The sequence below is a fragment of the Ruegeria sp. YKSE079 genome, assembly GCF_059612845.1.
Genome location: NZ_JBXWRJ010000001.1, coordinates 207,366 through 221,810 on the forward strand (window position 1 = coordinate 207,366; position 14,445 = coordinate 221,810).

12 protein-coding genes are annotated in these 14,445 nt (G+C 56.6%); 5 read left to right on the plus strand and 7 right to left on the minus strand.

Going from position 1 to position 14,445, the window contains the following annotated elements; translation table 11 throughout:
- The first annotated feature begins 113 nt into the window (after window positions 1–113).
- From AC2FMY_RS01010 to AC2FMY_RS01030, 5 genes are all read left to right on the plus strand, one after another.
- A complete protein-coding gene (locus AC2FMY_RS01010; protein ID WP_480750090.1) occupies window positions 114–1,952 on the plus strand; it encodes an ABC transporter ATP-binding protein in 1,839 nt (612 codons plus the stop codon).
- On the plus strand, window positions 1,949–3,781 hold the full coding sequence (locus tag AC2FMY_RS01015; protein WP_496806872.1) for an ABC transporter ATP-binding protein: 1,833 nt from the start codon (window positions 1,949–1,951) through the stop codon (window positions 3,779–3,781). The genes AC2FMY_RS01010 and AC2FMY_RS01015 overlap by 4 nt, the downstream gene beginning before the upstream one ends.
- Before the next feature lie 39 nt (window positions 3,782–3,820).
- Window positions 3,821–5,053, plus strand: a complete 1,233-nt coding sequence (locus AC2FMY_RS01020; protein ID WP_496745527.1) for a class I SAM-dependent RNA methyltransferase — start codon at window positions 3,821–3,823, stop codon at window positions 5,051–5,053.
- Entirely contained in the window at window positions 5,050–5,859 is an 810-nt protein-coding gene (locus AC2FMY_RS01025) for an ion transporter (RefSeq protein ID WP_496745525.1), read from the plus strand. Before AC2FMY_RS01020 ends, AC2FMY_RS01025 begins: the two co-directional genes overlap by 4 nt.
- A 63-nt stretch (window positions 5,860–5,922) precedes the next feature.
- Window positions 5,923–6,441, plus strand: coding sequence for a L,D-transpeptidase family protein (locus tag AC2FMY_RS01030; RefSeq protein WP_496745523.1), 519 nt, complete (start codon window positions 5,923–5,925; stop codon window positions 6,439–6,441).
- An 8-nt stretch (window positions 6,442–6,449) separates the two neighbouring features.
- Here AC2FMY_RS01030 and AC2FMY_RS01035 read toward each other — a convergent pair whose 3' ends face one another.
- The 7 genes from AC2FMY_RS01035 to cysQ all read right to left on the minus strand — a co-directional run bounded on the left by AC2FMY_RS01035 (window position 6,450) and on the right by cysQ (window position 14,444).
- Window positions 6,450–7,883 (minus strand): sulfotransferase family 2 domain-containing protein, encoded by a 1,434-nt coding sequence (locus AC2FMY_RS01035; RefSeq protein ID WP_496745522.1) that lies wholly within the window; start codon window positions 7,881–7,883, stop codon window positions 6,450–6,452.
- A gap of 6 nt (window positions 7,884–7,889) precedes the next feature.
- Window positions 7,890–9,590, minus strand: coding sequence for a DUF5927 domain-containing protein (locus tag AC2FMY_RS01040; protein WP_496745521.1), 1,701 nt, complete (start codon window positions 9,588–9,590; stop codon window positions 7,890–7,892).
- Window positions 9,587–10,573 (minus strand): glycosyltransferase family 2 protein, encoded by a 987-nt coding sequence (locus AC2FMY_RS01045; protein ID WP_496806873.1) that lies wholly within the window; start codon window positions 10,571–10,573, stop codon window positions 9,587–9,589. Before AC2FMY_RS01045 ends, AC2FMY_RS01040 begins: the two co-directional genes overlap by 4 nt.
- 207 nt (window positions 10,574–10,780) lie before the next feature.
- Entirely contained in the window at window positions 10,781–11,815 is a 1,035-nt protein-coding gene (locus tag AC2FMY_RS01050) for a glycosyltransferase family 2 protein (RefSeq protein ID WP_496745520.1), read from the minus strand.
- Window positions 11,816–11,822: 7 nt separating this feature from the next.
- Window positions 11,823–12,806 (minus strand): UDP-glucose 4-epimerase GalE, encoded by a 984-nt coding sequence (galE, locus tag AC2FMY_RS01055; RefSeq protein WP_496745518.1) that lies wholly within the window; start codon window positions 12,804–12,806, stop codon window positions 11,823–11,825.
- 40 nt (window positions 12,807–12,846) lie between these two features.
- Window positions 12,847–13,647, minus strand: a complete 801-nt coding sequence (locus tag AC2FMY_RS01060) for a 3-deoxy-manno-octulosonate cytidylyltransferase (protein WP_496745516.1) — start codon at window positions 13,645–13,647, stop codon at window positions 12,847–12,849.
- The gene (gene cysQ / locus AC2FMY_RS01065) at window positions 13,647–14,444 is read right to left on the minus strand and encodes a 3'(2'),5'-bisphosphate nucleotidase CysQ (protein ID WP_496745514.1); all 798 of its coding nucleotides are present in this window, start codon (window positions 14,442–14,444) and stop codon (window positions 13,647–13,649) included. Before cysQ ends, AC2FMY_RS01060 begins: the two co-directional genes overlap by 1 nt.
- Window position 14,445 lies beyond the last annotated feature (1 nt).

A 14,445-nucleotide genomic window follows, 5' to 3' on the forward strand; every position in this document is an offset into this window, starting at 1 on the left:
GTACTTCGGGATCTGGTTCACCTGAATCTGGAACGACCGACCCCGTGAGGGTGGTGTTCCGACACTGCCTTGTTTCGCATTTCTGATCTGACGGCTCAATTGGAGCACCGCCCATGTTTCGATATTTCGAAGATCTCGTTGACCCATTTGTTCCCTATGCCGAGAGGGACGTGCCGCCGACGCAGCTATGGCCTTTCCTTCGCGACTATTCGCAACCGTTCCGCCGGGTGTTTGTTTTGGCGGCGCTGATGTCGGTGATCGTGGCCGCGGTCGAGGTTGTGCTGATCTTTTACATGGGGCGGGTTGTAGACCTGATGGGCGGTACGCCCACCGAGGTCTGGGATGCGCACGGGACCGAGTTGTTGCTCGTCGGTGCGTTCATCTTGCTGTTTCGTCCCTTACTGCATGTGGTTGATGTGCTGCTGCTAAACAATGCGATCCTGCCGAACTACGGCACGCTGATCCGTTGGAGGGCGCACAAACACGTCTTGCGGCAGTCGGTTGGCTGGTTCGAAAACGATTTTGCAGGACGCATTGCCAACAGGATCATGCAAACGCCGCCTGCTGCAGGAGAGGTGGTCTTTCAGGTTTTCGATGCGATCTCGTTTTCACTGGCCTATGTAATCGGAGCGGCAATTCTGCTCATGGCGGCTGATGTGCGGCTGATGGTTCCATTGCTGATTTGGTTTGTTCTGTACGGGTTTCTGGTGCGCTGGACGATCCGGCGTGTTGGTCCTGCGTCCAAATTGGCATCGGATGCACGTTCAACTGTGACCGGGCGGGTGGTAGACAGCTATACCAACATCCATTCAGTCAAGATGTTCGCGCATGACGATCATGAACTGGATTATGCGCGGGAGGCGATCGAGGAAACGCGACGCACATTCCAGGTCGAGATGCGGATTTTCACCGTGATGGATACAGTTCTGGTGACGCTCAACGGCCTGCTGATTGTGGGCGTTGTCGGCTGGGCCATTGCGCTGTGGATGCAGGGGCAGGCCTCGGTCGGGGTGGTTGCGGCGGCGGCGGCGCTGACGTTGCGCCTGAACGCCATGACCGGTTGGGTCATGTGGGCAATGACAAGTTTTTTCCGCCAGCTTGGCGTTGTGGCCGAAGGGATGGAGACGATTGCGCAACCTATTGCGCTGGTCGATGCACGGGATGCCAGACCGTTGCAGCTAAGCGACGGGCGGATCGAATTGCGGAACCTATCGCATCATTACGGACGCGAGGCCGGTGGCCTTGACCGTCTGAACCTGACCATCGAACCGGGTGAAAAGATCGGTTTGATCGGGCGGTCCGGGGCGGGAAAGTCAACGCTGGTCAAACTGCTTTTGCGGTTCTACGACTCTGATCGGGGGGCAATTCTGATCGACGGCCAGGACATCGCGAAAGTGACGCAGGACAGTCTGCGTCGCCATATCGGGATGGTCCAACAGGACAGCGCGTTGTTGCACCGGTCGGTGCGTGACAACATTCTTTATGGCAAACCAAACGCCTCGGAGGCCGAGGTTATCGCGGCGGCAAAGCAGGCCGAGGCGCATGAATTCATCCTTGATCTCGAAGACCCGCAGGGTCGCAAGGGCTATGACGCGCATGTGGGGGAGCGGGGCGTCAAGCTGAGCGGAGGGCAGCGGCAGCGGGTTACGCTGGCGCGGGTGATCCTGAAAGATGCGCCGATCCTTCTCTTGGATGAGGCGACGTCTGCCCTAGATTCAGAGGTTGAGGCAGCGATTCAGGATACGCTTTACGGCATGATGCAGGGCAAGACAGTTATTGCGATTGCACACCGGTTGAGCACTATTGCGCAGATGGACCGCATTCTGGTGCTGGACCGCGGTCGTATCGTCGAACAGGGGGCGCATAGTGACTTACTGGCGCAGGGGGGGCTTTATGCTCAGTTCTGGGCGCGACAGTCTGGCGGCTTCCTGAATCCTGAGGCTCCAGAATGAGAATTGCCGACCTGATCGAACCATTCCATCAACCGGAAACGCCCCCACCACAAACGCTGGGGGCGTTCATCCGATGGTGTCTGGCGGGCGCTTGGCCCGCGCTGTTTCTGGCGGCGTTCTTTTCGGCTGCGGGTGGCGCGATGGAGGCGGCCACAGCCTGGATACTGGGTCGGGTTGTCGACACGGCGGTCAACAGTGGGCCCGAAGCTATCTTCAGTGTAAGCAACGTTGCACCCATTCTCGGGGCGGCGGCGTTTTTCATGCTGCTCCGGCCGGCTGTGGCCGGGCTTTCGTCGGTGCTGAACAACTATGTCGTCATGCCCAACATTCAGCCACTCGTTTTGTCCAAGCTTAACCGGTGGACGCTTGGGCAATCGGTGACTTATTTCGACGATGATTTTGCGGGCCGGATTGCTCAGAAACAGATGCAGACCTCCAGCGCTCTGACATCCGTTGTATCAGACGCGATCAGTGCCGTGGTGTTTGCGCTGGCCTCCTTGGTTGGATCATTAGCCTTGTTAGGGTCTATTCATCCGTTGGTAATGTTGCCGTTCGTCTTGTGGCTGACCGTCTATTTCGGGTTGGTTCGCTGGTATTTGCCGCGCATCCGAAAACGGTCGGGTGCGCGCGCGGGTGCGCGCGCGATGGTGTCGGGGCAGGTGGTGGATACGATCACCAACATCAAAACGGTCAAACTGTTCGCCCATGCTGAAAACGAGGATCAGGCTGCGCGAAAATCTATGGTCGAACTGCGGGAACGTTCGCTCGATTTCGGGCGTCTTTCGGCGAGTTTCCGGTTCATCCTGATGACGCTGGCAGGAATTCTGCCGGTGTTGCTTTTGGGATCGACGCTTTTGCTGTGGCAAGCGGGCACGGCGAGCGCGGGCGACATTGCGGCGGCGGGAGCCGTGTCGATCCGTATCGCCCAGATGACCGGTTGGGTCAGTTTCACGCTCATGGGCATGTATGCGCACGTGGGTGAAATCGAAAACGGCATGAAAACCCTGACGGCCCGCAGACGCATACTGGACGAAGCGAACGCAACCGAGTTGGGCGTAACCGGCGGACGGATCAAATTTGACAATGTGACCTTTGCCTATGGGCGCGAAGAGGGTGGTGTACAGGATCTTACGCTGACGATCGCACCGGGTGAAAAACTGGGTATCGTTGGTGCGTCCGGAGCCGGAAAATCCACGCTGGTTTCGCTTTTGTTGCGTCTCTATGACAGGGAAACCGGCGATATCAGCATCGACGGGCAAGATGTATCCGCGGTCACGCAGGACAGCTTGCGGCGCCAGATCGGCATGGTCACGCAGGAAACTGCGATGTTCAATCGTTCGGCTCGGGACAACATTTTATACGGGTGTCCCGAGGCAAGCGAAGACGAGTTGATCGCAGCGGCGCGAAAGGCCGAAGCTCATGAATTCATCCTGAACCTGCAGGATGCGCAGGGCCGCATAGGTTATGACGCGCATCTGGGCGAGCGCGGTGTAAAGCTTAGCGGCGGGCAGCGACAGCGGATCGCTTTGGCGCGCGCCATTCTCAAGGACGCGCCAATTCTGGTGCTGGACGAAGCCACCAGCGCGCTTGATTCCGAAGTCGAGGCCTCGATTCAGGCCGCGCTTCACCGGGTGATGGAAGGAAAGACGGTGCTGGCCATTGCGCACCGTCTGTCAACGCTTAGCGAAATGGATCGGATCATCGTACTGGATCACGGGCGGATTGTGGAAACGGGTACGCATGAGGTACTGCTGACTAAAGGCGGCCTTTACGCCCGTTTCTGGCATCGCCAGTCGGGCGGTTTTATTCGAACCGAAGCCGCAGAATAAGGCTTTTGCCTGCGCCCTCGTCCCGCTATCAGGCCATGCATGAGACAGGAATACACCATTCAGCGGCTTGGGCATCAGGGCGACGGAATTGCCGCAGGCCCTGTTTATGCCGCGCGTACCTTACCCGGTGAGGTGGTTAGCGGCGTTCTGACCGGGGCGCACCTGACGGATATCCGGATTGAGACACCTTCGGATTACCGTATCAAACCGCTGTGCCGCCACTACAAGTCCTGCGGTGGGTGTCAGTTGCAACATGCCTCGGATGAATTTGTGGTCGAGTGGAAGGTTGGCGTGGTCCGCACTGCGCTAGCGGCGCAGGGCCTAGAAGTATCGATGCGGCCGATCCATACGTCGCCTGAGCGATCGCGCCGCCGGGCCGTCATTGCTGTGCGCCGGACCAAGAAAGGAACTCTGGCCGGGTTTCATGGCCAGGCCTCGGACGTGATCACCGAGATACCGGACTGCCACCTTCTGGACCCCACGCTGATAACAGCAATACCTGTTGCCGAGGCGCTTGCGGTGTTGGGCGGTAGTCGCAAGGGTGTGCTGGCCGTGACTTTGACATTGTCAGAAGCAGGATTGGACGTGGCAGTCAGGGGCGGCAAACCGTTGGACGGCGCGTTGGAACTGGCACTTGCGCAGGCGACCGAACAACACGGCTTGGCTCGGCTGACGTGGGATGACGAAATCATTGCCACGCGCGTGTCGCCCGTACAGAGTTTCGGGTCGGCTGCGGTCGTGCCGCCGCCCGGTGCGTTCCTGCAGGCGACAAAGGACGGTCAGGACGTTTTGTTGCAGGCGGTGCAGGACATCTTGGCGGATGCCGGAAAGGTTGCCGATCTGTTTGCGGGATGCGGGACCTTTTCCTTGCCTTTGGCGCAGAAGGCCGAAGTGCACGCGGTCGAGGGCGATGCTGCTATGATCCGGGCGCTGGATCAGGGTTGGCGTAAGACGCAAGGTTTGAAAAGAGTCTCTACCGAAGCGCGTGACCTGTTCCGTCGGCCCCTGATGCCAGATGAACTGGCAAAGTTCGACGCCATCGTTCTGGACCCTCCTCGTGCGGGAGCCGAGGCGCAAGTGGCGGAAATCGCTAGGGCAAAGACACCGGTCGTGGCCTATGTTTCGTGCAACCCGGTGACCTTTGCACGCGATGCAAAAACATTGAAAAGCGCCGGGTATGTATTGGAATGGGTGCAGGTTGTAGACCAATTCAGATGGTCGGCGCATGTGGAACTTGCGGCGTCCTTCAAACTGAAAGAGGCAGGAACATGAGCAGTCTGGAAAGTGACACCATCGGGTTTCGTCAGCGTTTGGACGCATTCACAAGCGCGCCCGGATTCGGGCGGTTCATCACCGTTGTGATCATTTTCAATGCCATCCTTTTGGGGATGGAAACCGCGCCTAGCCTGATGGAGCGGTTCGGCCCGGTAATCGACACGCTGGATGCGCTGTGCCTTGGGGTTTTCATCTTCGAAATCGCCATGAAGCTTGCGGCACGCGGGCGACGGTTTTTTCTGAACGGGTGGAACCTTTTCGATTTCACCATCGTCAGCATCGCCCTGATACCAGGTGCGCAGGGTTTGTCGGTGTTACGAGCCTTGCGGATTTTGCGGGTTCTTCGGGTCATATCCGTAGCGCCAAGCCTGCGCCGCGTTGTCGAAGGATTTATCAAGGCGCTTCCCGGCATGGCCAGTGTGTTCTTATTGATGGCGATTATCTTTTATATCGGTGCAGTGATAGCAACCAAGCTGTTCGCCAATTCCTTTCCGGACTGGTTCGGTGATCTGGGTCTGTCGGCCTATACGCTTTTCCAGATCATGACGCTGGAAAGCTGGTCGATGGGAATCGTTCGCCCGGTGATGGAGGTTTATCCGTATGCCTGGGTGTTCTTTGTGCCATTCATCATGGTGACGACTTTCGCGGTGGTGAACCTGCTGGTCGGCCTGATCGTAAATTCAATGCAGGATGCCCATCACGCCGAGGATGAAGAGAGAACCGACGCCTACCGTGACGAGGTGCTGGAACGGCTGGAGGCGATAGAACAGCTGATCACAAGCCAAAACCCGACAAAAAAGTGATTTTGGATTTTGGCTTTTGTGGCATAATGGATGACAAAACAAAAAAGAGCAGGCAGTGAAACAATGGACCGTCGAGCATTTGGATTGGGCGCATTGGCAACGTTGGGTGTTTCAGCGTGTGGCGCGTCTCCATCGAAATTTCGCACCTATCATGGGCCTGAGGTAACATCTCTGGTCGTCAATAAAAGTGCGAGAAAACTCTATCTGTTGCACAACGAGCAGATCCTGAAGGAATACAAGGTCGGTCTTGGTTTCGCCCCGGATGGGCACAAGGCCATCAAGGGCGATGGCAAGACGCCCGAGGGAACCTATCTGATCGACCGGCGCAACCCCCGCAGCAGGTACCACCTGTCGATTGGAATTTCCTATCCGAACTCGCAGGACGTAGCGCTGGCCAAGGCGGCGGGAGTTGATCCGGGCGGTGACATTTTCATTCATGGCGAGCCGCAAACGAAAAGCGACCGTCAGCGCGCTCGCAAGACGGATGATTGGACTGCCGGATGCATCGCGGTAACCAACGAAGAGATCGAAGAGATCTATGCTATGGTCAACGAGGGTACAATTATCACCTTGCGGCCCTGAGGCGGTGCTCAGACCGGCCTGAAAGGTTCGAATCCGAAAAGCAGAAAGTCGCGCTGGTACAGGTCTTGTGCCAGCGCCTCTAGGTCGGAGTCGTAAATGTCTGATAAACCGTAGGGTGTGTCAGTGGTGCCCTGAGGAATGGGAGGTGGGTTCGGGTGTCCGAGATGTCGGGCAAGCGCGGGCAGGGCTTTGGAAGCTTCAGTTTCCCGGATCACGTGATCGGGTGGGGCAAAGCCGGAGAGAGCGGTCAGCACGCTGGATTGTGGGCTCCAGCTTCCGTCCAAACGGATCCCTGTCTGACCGGCCAAGTTCAGTTGCAAAAACCGAAGAAACGCTTCAAATGCTTCTCGGTGTCGCGTGACGGTATACCCCTTTCCTGGGCCGTCTGCAGGAATTGGTAGCTGAAACCTTCGGCGCAGCGTGTTGCGGATTTGGCTGTAGCTACCCGGACCGTTGGGCAGAATGTGGCGGCAAAATGCAGTGTGCGCGCGCGCCAGAGGGTGACGCAGGATCGTAAATCGTCGGTGACCGGGGTGTTCACGCATCCACTGTCGCGCGTTTTTCTGCGTCATTCCGTGTTGAAGATCCGGAACCGTGACACCATCCAGATCGGCCAGCCATTTTGCCACATCATCTTCCAGGCCGCACTTGACGGGCTGGAACATCAAAGGCGTATGCAACCCGGCGACGTAGCTTGGAACTGCCGGGCCGCGACGCGGCTCGAAGCTCGGCGTCCAGGACAGGTTGAAGATGTCGAGGTCGGCGACAGCTTTTGACATGACTTCGGGATTGGCAACCTTGTCGGATATTTGCCCCGGATTTTGCCGTTTGAGACCGTCATCTAATTTGTCGATCCGGGAATCAAGGCCCAGCCAATGCACCAACCCATTGATGACCTCGACATCCTGCAGATCTTCGTAGTCAAGATAAAACGCGGATTGGCCGCTGCGTTGCATGCTGTTCAGCAGAAAAACCTGAAAGGCCTGCAAGTCATGAACACGCCGCGTGAACTCAGCGGTGTCGAAATTCGCTTTGGCATCCTTGCGGCGTTTGGCATTGGTCAGCTTCCACTGGCCGGTCTCGCGTGCGATTTTCCAGGAAACGTAGCTGTCCAACGGATTGCGGGTCAGGATGATCTTGGCGCAATGTAGGTCGGGCAGAGTCAAGTCCAGTACCCTTGAATCGTGGTCATGAAAAAACCGGAACCCATTCAACTTGCCGGGCGCTTTTTTTACCGCTTCGATCAGTGACAAGGGGTTTTCGTCGCGCATTTCCTGCGTGATCCCAAGAATATTTTCGCGGTTCGGATAGCCGATGAAATGCGGATTGAACGCTTCGCCATGGCAGTGCAGCCCATCCACCGTGTTCAGATTGGATTCGAGAAAATTGGAGCCGGTCCGCATTTCAGCGAATACGACAAAGTAATCGAATTTGGCGTTCATACCGGACTACTGTACCAGATAGGGTTTTTTTGCGGGCATGGATGAGGGTGTCGGATGATGATCGACCGGAAAATCGCCCATCAGATAAGGATGCATCCCTTGGTTCTTGAGGTTTTGCAGGAACCGCCCAAACCCGGTGAGATCGGTCATGGTTGGCGCTTGAGACAAATGTCGGCGGTTGGAATGACCAATTTCGTCAACAAGCATTTGCAGAGGTTCCATCGGCGATTCCACGAATTCTGCCATTGTCCAGATGCGAACACGTGCCTTGACGTTATTTTCCCGCAGAAGATCCAACTGCTTGCTTTCGATCTGCTGTAATCTGGCCGCTTCTTTGCGCAAATCGGCGAAATCCCGATTTGATTTGAACAAGGGCACCGCCCATGCACCGGATATGACCGAAACCTGGGCGTTCTTGTCACGTGCGATGAAGGGGTTGATCTTCTGGTTGTCGGCTGGGCCGAATTGAAAACACTGGTATTCCCCTCGGGTGTTCCAGATCAGGTTTGTTAGGAATGCGGTGGGATTATAGTCGCGCTGGGCGGCACTGTTAGTTAATGCGCCGTTAATGATAGTTTCGCGGTCCGCGAATTCCGCGTGGTCAGGATCATAAAGATGACCATGTACTCGGGCGCCGGTCACTTTGGCGAGCCAGTTTTCGAAATCTTCGAACACATCCGAAAACCCCTGAAACACTGAATATGGACCAGCCGTCATCCCGTTTTCGCGCCCTGGATGTGGAAAGCGGCTTTGCATGTAAAGCCCGCTGCGCCCGCGCGTCCGGCGCTCGACCGCTTTGACAAAAACCCGGTCGATCTTACCAGGGTTGGGTTCTGCGGGCTTCATGGCATTTGTCTGATCGGTCAGAAATGCCTGATACAGCCGATTGGCGTGCGGCCAGATTTTGCGGGCGACAAAGCAGTCCGACCGGCGTAGCAGTTGCAGGTGATCGTCATAGAAGACGTGCGGCTTGCCTTGGTAATCGAACTTGGACAACGTCAGCGACCTACTTTCGATATTGGATGAATACACCCGGGCCAGAGTTTGGAAATAGCTTTCATCCGGAATCCAGACCTTGCGAAAATACCGGTCGTGGATCTTGCGGCCTGGATCTTGAAGGATGGCGGACAAGGTTTGACGTGTCAGACACCACCACTGGCTGCCCATGTGTGGTGTCAGACCATCCGGAATGTTGCGCCGGATTTTCAGGCGGCGCTGCAGATTAACGTAGCTGTCGAATAGTCGGCGCTGTTTTTTCCAAGAAAACGGAAATCGCAGAGTGAACCGCTCGGATTCCAACCCGCCAACAGTCCAGGGTACATCGGCGGTGGTTGCACTTTCGATGAAATCGGTTCTGGGGCGGGTCGCCAAATAGTCGATCAGTTCGGAGACCGGTCGTAATGGTAGGCAGGCGCCCGACGCCAGGTAGATATGGCTCACGTCCAGATTTTGCGACAGCATCAGTTCCGCAGCTGATTGCGAGGCCGCGACGATGCCCCATCCGCCCCATTCGCAAAGATGGCGTTTGGAAAAGGAGATCAGAGGGTCATTGGCGCAGGACGTTGCAAACCGACTATAAAACTCGGATGGAACTTTCTTGTCGACATGAATGACAACAGGACAACCGGAAGCCGTCCAGTGCCGCGCGACCTGCTCGGCGCGGTCGAGATCGGTGTGAACCAGCATGATGACACCCAGTGAACTCATGCCCAGTTTCCTTTGGACATGAGGCCCAAAATCTCAAGCTGACGCCAGTTGATATATCTCTCGGACCATTGACACCAGAAATCTGTCTGGCCTAGCGGGTCTGTGGCATAGCGCTTGTATTCGCTGGATTCGGCATAGTGTTGTCCGCGTTGCAACTCCTCCTGCGCCTTGGCGCCGAATGTATCGATCAATTTGGCGTGCAGCAGCGCGCCACTTGGCTTTTCTCCGCCCCAGTCATCATAAACCTGATTCAGGCCGCGGGGCATAAGGGAATGAGTGGAACTGACATAGGTGTTCCGTCTTGACCACTTGACCAGCGGTATCTTGTTCAGTGCGGGCGCTTTTCTTGGAGTGTCCGCAAAAAACGTCCGGGCGCGGGGACCTCCCTGGATCCACAGATTTCCATACTGGGGGTTTTTGGAGATTGTATAGTTACCGGGGTCGAACCAGTTGGCAATTTCCAGCGGGTTCTGCCCTTCGGTATAGGGCGTCTGGTTGATGGGGCCTTTGGGATAGACGTCAATCAGCATGGCGCTGAAGCTGCGGATCGCGCTGTTGTCCAGCCAATCAGTTAGGGCGCGGATGGGGCGCGAATCGCAGAAGGGGTAGACAAAAAACTCATCCGGGTCGACCGTCAAAGCCCAGTGTTCGCGGGCATAAGTGCGAAGCAGATAGTTTATCCAATCCACGCCAAACGTGGCGCTCTTGTAGCTGCTGGACGTGTGCCAGAGTGACACGTCCGGTTGTTCGGAAAGGAACTTGGCAGTGCCGTCATCACTGTCATTATCGACGAACAGGAAATGATCGATCCCAAGGCTGCGGTAGTATTTCAGGAAATATGGGAGCCGGATTTTTTCGTTCCGGACCACACTGGCCAACAGCACCGCACCGGGGCGAATGTTGGATGTGTTGTTTCGGATGGGCGCCAATTCTCGGGACTTGCGAAGGCAGCGCAAAACCCGGCGCTTGCGCCGCAACCTCATGCGATAAGAGTCCAATAAACTCACGCGTCCATCCAACTATTACATACGCGAGCATGTTCAGGCGAAAGTCCGGGATTTGAGCGATCCGGACATTTGCAGTGTTATGTCACCTTTTCCTTCATGCGATCAATGAATTTAGAAAAGGTTATGCCTGGGCTGACATTTCAGCCACGCGTCGTTCTCTTTATTGTTGTAGATCGATTCATTTTACCATCCACCTGAGGACATCAAACCCAATTCTTCCAATTGCTGCCAGTCTCGCAAGCGAGTTGAAGAATGGGTCCATAAACTCGGGTCCTGAGCGATCCCATCGTAATAGTGATCGAAAAGGTCGGGGTTGTGAAAATGTTGACCACGCAACTTTTCGACGGTCGATTTCCAGACAATTTCCGGAAGGAATTTCGTGTGCAGCAAAACACCCGAGGGCGATTTTCCTTCGGGGCCGTCATAGGTAAAGTTCAACCTGCGGGGCAGGGCCGAGTGGCAAGAATTGACATAGGCATACCGCCGGGACCACTTTACCAAAGGTATCTTGTTCAGGGTCGGAGACCGACGCGGATTGTCGCTAAAAAAGGCGCGCTCTCGCATTCCTCCCTGAACCCAAAGATTGCCCAGCGGCTGTTGGCGTTGACTGCGATAGGGGCTGGCGTCGAACCAGCAAAGCTCTTTCATGGGGTCCGCGCCAGACATATAGTTTGGTTGGCTCAGACTGCCTTTGGGATAAAGGTCCAGCAGGTGCGCGCCAAAAACATGTTGGCCCGAGGTTTCCAACCAACTGGTTAGATCGTGCAGCGACCGGGACTGGTGATGGGCATAAATCAACAACTCGTCCGCATCGATCATCAGCATCCAGTGATTGTGCCCGTACCGCATCTGCAGCCAGGTCATCCAATCCAGCCCAAAGCGCGCGGCGCGATAACTGGCGTAGGTTTGCCATAGAGATACGTCGGGTTGTTCGAGAAGCCATTCGTCGCTGCCATCGTCACTGCCATTATCGATCATCAGAAAGTGGTCGACGCCAATCCGGCGATAGTGCTCGAAGAACCAGGGCAGGCGCGAAACTTCGTTGCGCAGTGTCGTGACCGCTAGAATGTCGCCAAGTCTGATTTGCGTTGTGCGGTTCGAAAGTGTCTTGAGTTGGTGCCGGCTGCGAAACGAGCGCCACAGCAAGCGTCGTCGTTTCCAGAGCAGCTTATAAGCGCGGAGCCACCCTGGATGTTCTGGGCTATCAGCGGCAGACATCGTAGGGTTACCGTTTGTAGTGGCCATTCTGATGCCAGCGCCAGGCATCGGCGATCATAGTCTCTAACATTGACCTTTTCGGTGTCCAGCCAAGTTCGACCTCGGCCCTAGTCGAGCCGGAAACCAGCTTGGTGCAATCTCCCGCGCGGCGTGGGCCAATGTTGAAGGGCACTTCGCGGTTGGTGACAGATTTCGAATGCTTGATCACTTCCATGACCGAGAACCCCGATCCGGTTCCCAAGTTGAATACCCGGCTGCCTTTTCCCTGTTGCAACCATTTCAGCCCCAGAACATGAGCATCCACCAGATCGCAGACATGCACAAAGTCGCGGATGCAGGTGCCGTCGGGTGTGTCGTAATCGGTGCCGAACACGGTTAGCGCGTCACATTTGCCGTCGATTGCTTCCAGCATCAATGGCACCAGATGGGTTTCGGGACGGTGGAACTCGCCCACCTCGCAGTCGGGGTCGGCACCTGCCACGTTGAAATATCGAAATATGACGTGCTTCAACCCATGCGCGGCTTCGAAATCGCGCAGGATGTCTTCAATCGCTCGTTTCGAGGCGCCATAGGCGTTCAGCGGCAATTGCGGTGTGGCCTCATCCAGCACAACGTTGTCATGCTCGCCATAAGTGGCGCAGGTCGAAGAGAAGACGAAGTTCAGGCAACCAGCCGCCACGGCCGCCTCGATCAGTGACAGTGACCCGGTGACGTTGTTGGTCCAGTATTTTCCCGGTTTCGACATTGCCTCGCCCACCTGGCTTAGGGCGGCGAAATGCATGACTGCGGCGGGCTGGTATTGGGCGAATACCTCGTCAAGCTGAGCACGATCCAGCAGGTCGCCCTGCACGAATGGCCCAAACTTGACCGCATCCTGCCAACCGGTGATCAGGTTGTCATAGGTGACGGGCGTATACCCGGCCTGCCTTAGCGCCTTGCAAGCATGAGAGCCAATATAGCCAGCGCCACCGGTCACGAGGATGTTGGTCATGATAAGCTGCTCTTTTCTCCTGGTTTAGCCGGTTTCCTGTTTACTCCAGCCCCATGGCCGTCATCATTTCTTCGATCTTGGGCACGTCCTGTGGGTTGTTGAGTTCCCAGAACTGCCGGCCTTTGGCTTCGACTTCGACGCAAAGAACCTTGCGGCCATTTTCCATGAAACGAAGCTGTTCGAGCCCTTCGAGCTGTTCAAGCGGGCCAGTGGGCCAGGTGGGGTAGGCGCGCAGCGCGTCGGGGCGATAGGCATAGACGCCAACGTGGTGAAAAACTGGTGTATCTTCGGCGTCATGGTAGATCTCGGAGGTGTACGGGATCACCTCTTTGGAGAAGTACATGGCGCTGTGGTCGGCAGCGAAGACGGCAGTCGTTCCGCCGACACGTCCGTTCCTTCGGTCATTCAGCAGACTGTTCAGCGCAGCTGCGTCACACCGCAAAACCGGAGTGGCGACACCCGCATCGGGTGACGCCCGCAAACCGGCGACAAGATCTTCGACGAACCAATGAGGGGTCAGAGGCGCATCGCCCTGCAGGTTGACAACGATTTCAAATCCGCCACCCAGATTGTCATGGGCCTCGGCACAGCGTTCGGTTCCATTGCCGCAGGTTTCCGAGGTCATCACCACCTCAGCTCCGAATCCTTCCGCCACTTCGCGGATGCGGTCGTCATCGGTTGCCACAACCACACGGTCCACGCCCGACACGGCGGTTGCTGCCCGCCAGGATCGTTCGATCAGGGTTATCGAACTCCCTGTTGCCCCGGTCAGTGGCACCAGCGGCTTGCCGGGATAGCGGGTCGAAGCATAGCGGGCGGGTATGGCGATCAGAACGGACATTAGGCCTCCTTCAGGTCAACACCCGGAGCGTAGGCGATAAAGAACGGGTTGGCATAGCCTTCTTTGCCGTAGGTCAGCGGCGAATGATCGTCAAAACGCACCACCTTACCCCCCGCACCAGCCAGCACGGCATGGCCGGCGGCGGTATCCCATTCCATCGTGCGGCCAACACGTGGATAGAGATCGGCCTCGCCAGTCGCGACCAGACAGAATTTCAGCGAGGAACCGGCGCTCTTGCTGTCCCGTACTTTGTATTTGCCGATGTAATCGTCGGTTGCTTGATCTCGGTGCGATTTGGACGCGACCACCAAAAGGGCAGAATTATCCGGTTTAGAGACAGATATCGGGTTCAGATTGCCGGACGCAGCCTTGTCTAGAGCGCCCGTTTCCTCCACCGATTGACCGTCGGGCCGAGTATAGAACATGCGCCCTTTTGCCGGAGCGTAAACCACTCCGCGAGTGGGTATGCCGTTTTCCACCAAAGCGATGTTGACAGTGAAGTCCCCACGCCGGTTGATGAATTCTTTGGTCCCGTCCAGTGGGTCGACGATCAGAAACGTTTCGCCGGACTGCGAATGCGAGGCGGCCTGCTCTTCGGTTATCAGCAGGATATCTGGGAATGCGGCGCGCAAGCCGGTCGAGATCAGCGCGTCTGCTGCTTCGTCCGCTTCGGTTACAGGACTGGCATCGGATTTGACCTTCACGTCGAAATCATCGGCGTTGTATATTTCCATGATCTTGTCGCCTGCTTCCAGCGCAAGCCGCCGGATTATCGGAATTAGGTCTTCGTAAGTCACA

Bases quoted from the DNA above. Each gene is read 5' to 3' on its own strand.
- AC2FMY_RS01020 (WP_496745527.1), top strand. From the start codon at position 3,821: ATGAGACAGGAATACACCATTCAGCGGCTTGGGCATCAGGGCGACGGA.
- AC2FMY_RS01030 (WP_496745523.1), top strand. From the start codon at position 5,923: ATGGACCGTCGAGCATTTGGATTGGGCGCATTGGCAACGTTGGGTGTT.
- AC2FMY_RS01045 (WP_496806873.1), bottom strand. From the start codon at position 10,573: ATGAGGTTGCGGCGCAAGCGCCGGGTTTTGCGCTGCCTTCGCAAGTCC.
- AC2FMY_RS01010 (WP_480750090.1), top strand. From the start codon at position 114: ATGTTTCGATATTTCGAAGATCTCGTTGACCCATTTGTTCCCTATGCC.
- AC2FMY_RS01015 (WP_496806872.1), top strand. From the start codon at position 1,949: ATGAGAATTGCCGACCTGATCGAACCATTCCATCAACCGGAAACGCCC.
- AC2FMY_RS01050 (WP_496745520.1), bottom strand. From the start codon at position 11,815: ATGTCTGCCGCTGATAGCCCAGAACATCCAGGGTGGCTCCGCGCTTAT.
- AC2FMY_RS01060 (WP_496745516.1), bottom strand. From the start codon at position 13,647: ATGTCCGTTCTGATCGCCATACCCGCCCGCTATGCTTCGACCCGCTAT.
- AC2FMY_RS01035 (WP_496745522.1), bottom strand. From the start codon at position 7,883: ATGAACGCCAAATTCGATTACTTTGTCGTATTCGCTGAAATGCGGACC.
- galE (WP_496745518.1), bottom strand. From the start codon at position 12,806: ATGACCAACATCCTCGTGACCGGTGGCGCTGGCTATATTGGCTCTCAT.
- AC2FMY_RS01025 (WP_496745525.1), top strand. From the start codon at position 5,050: ATGAGCAGTCTGGAAAGTGACACCATCGGGTTTCGTCAGCGTTTGGAC.
- AC2FMY_RS01040 (WP_496745521.1), bottom strand. From the start codon at position 9,590: ATGAGTTCACTGGGTGTCATCATGCTGGTTCACACCGATCTCGACCGC.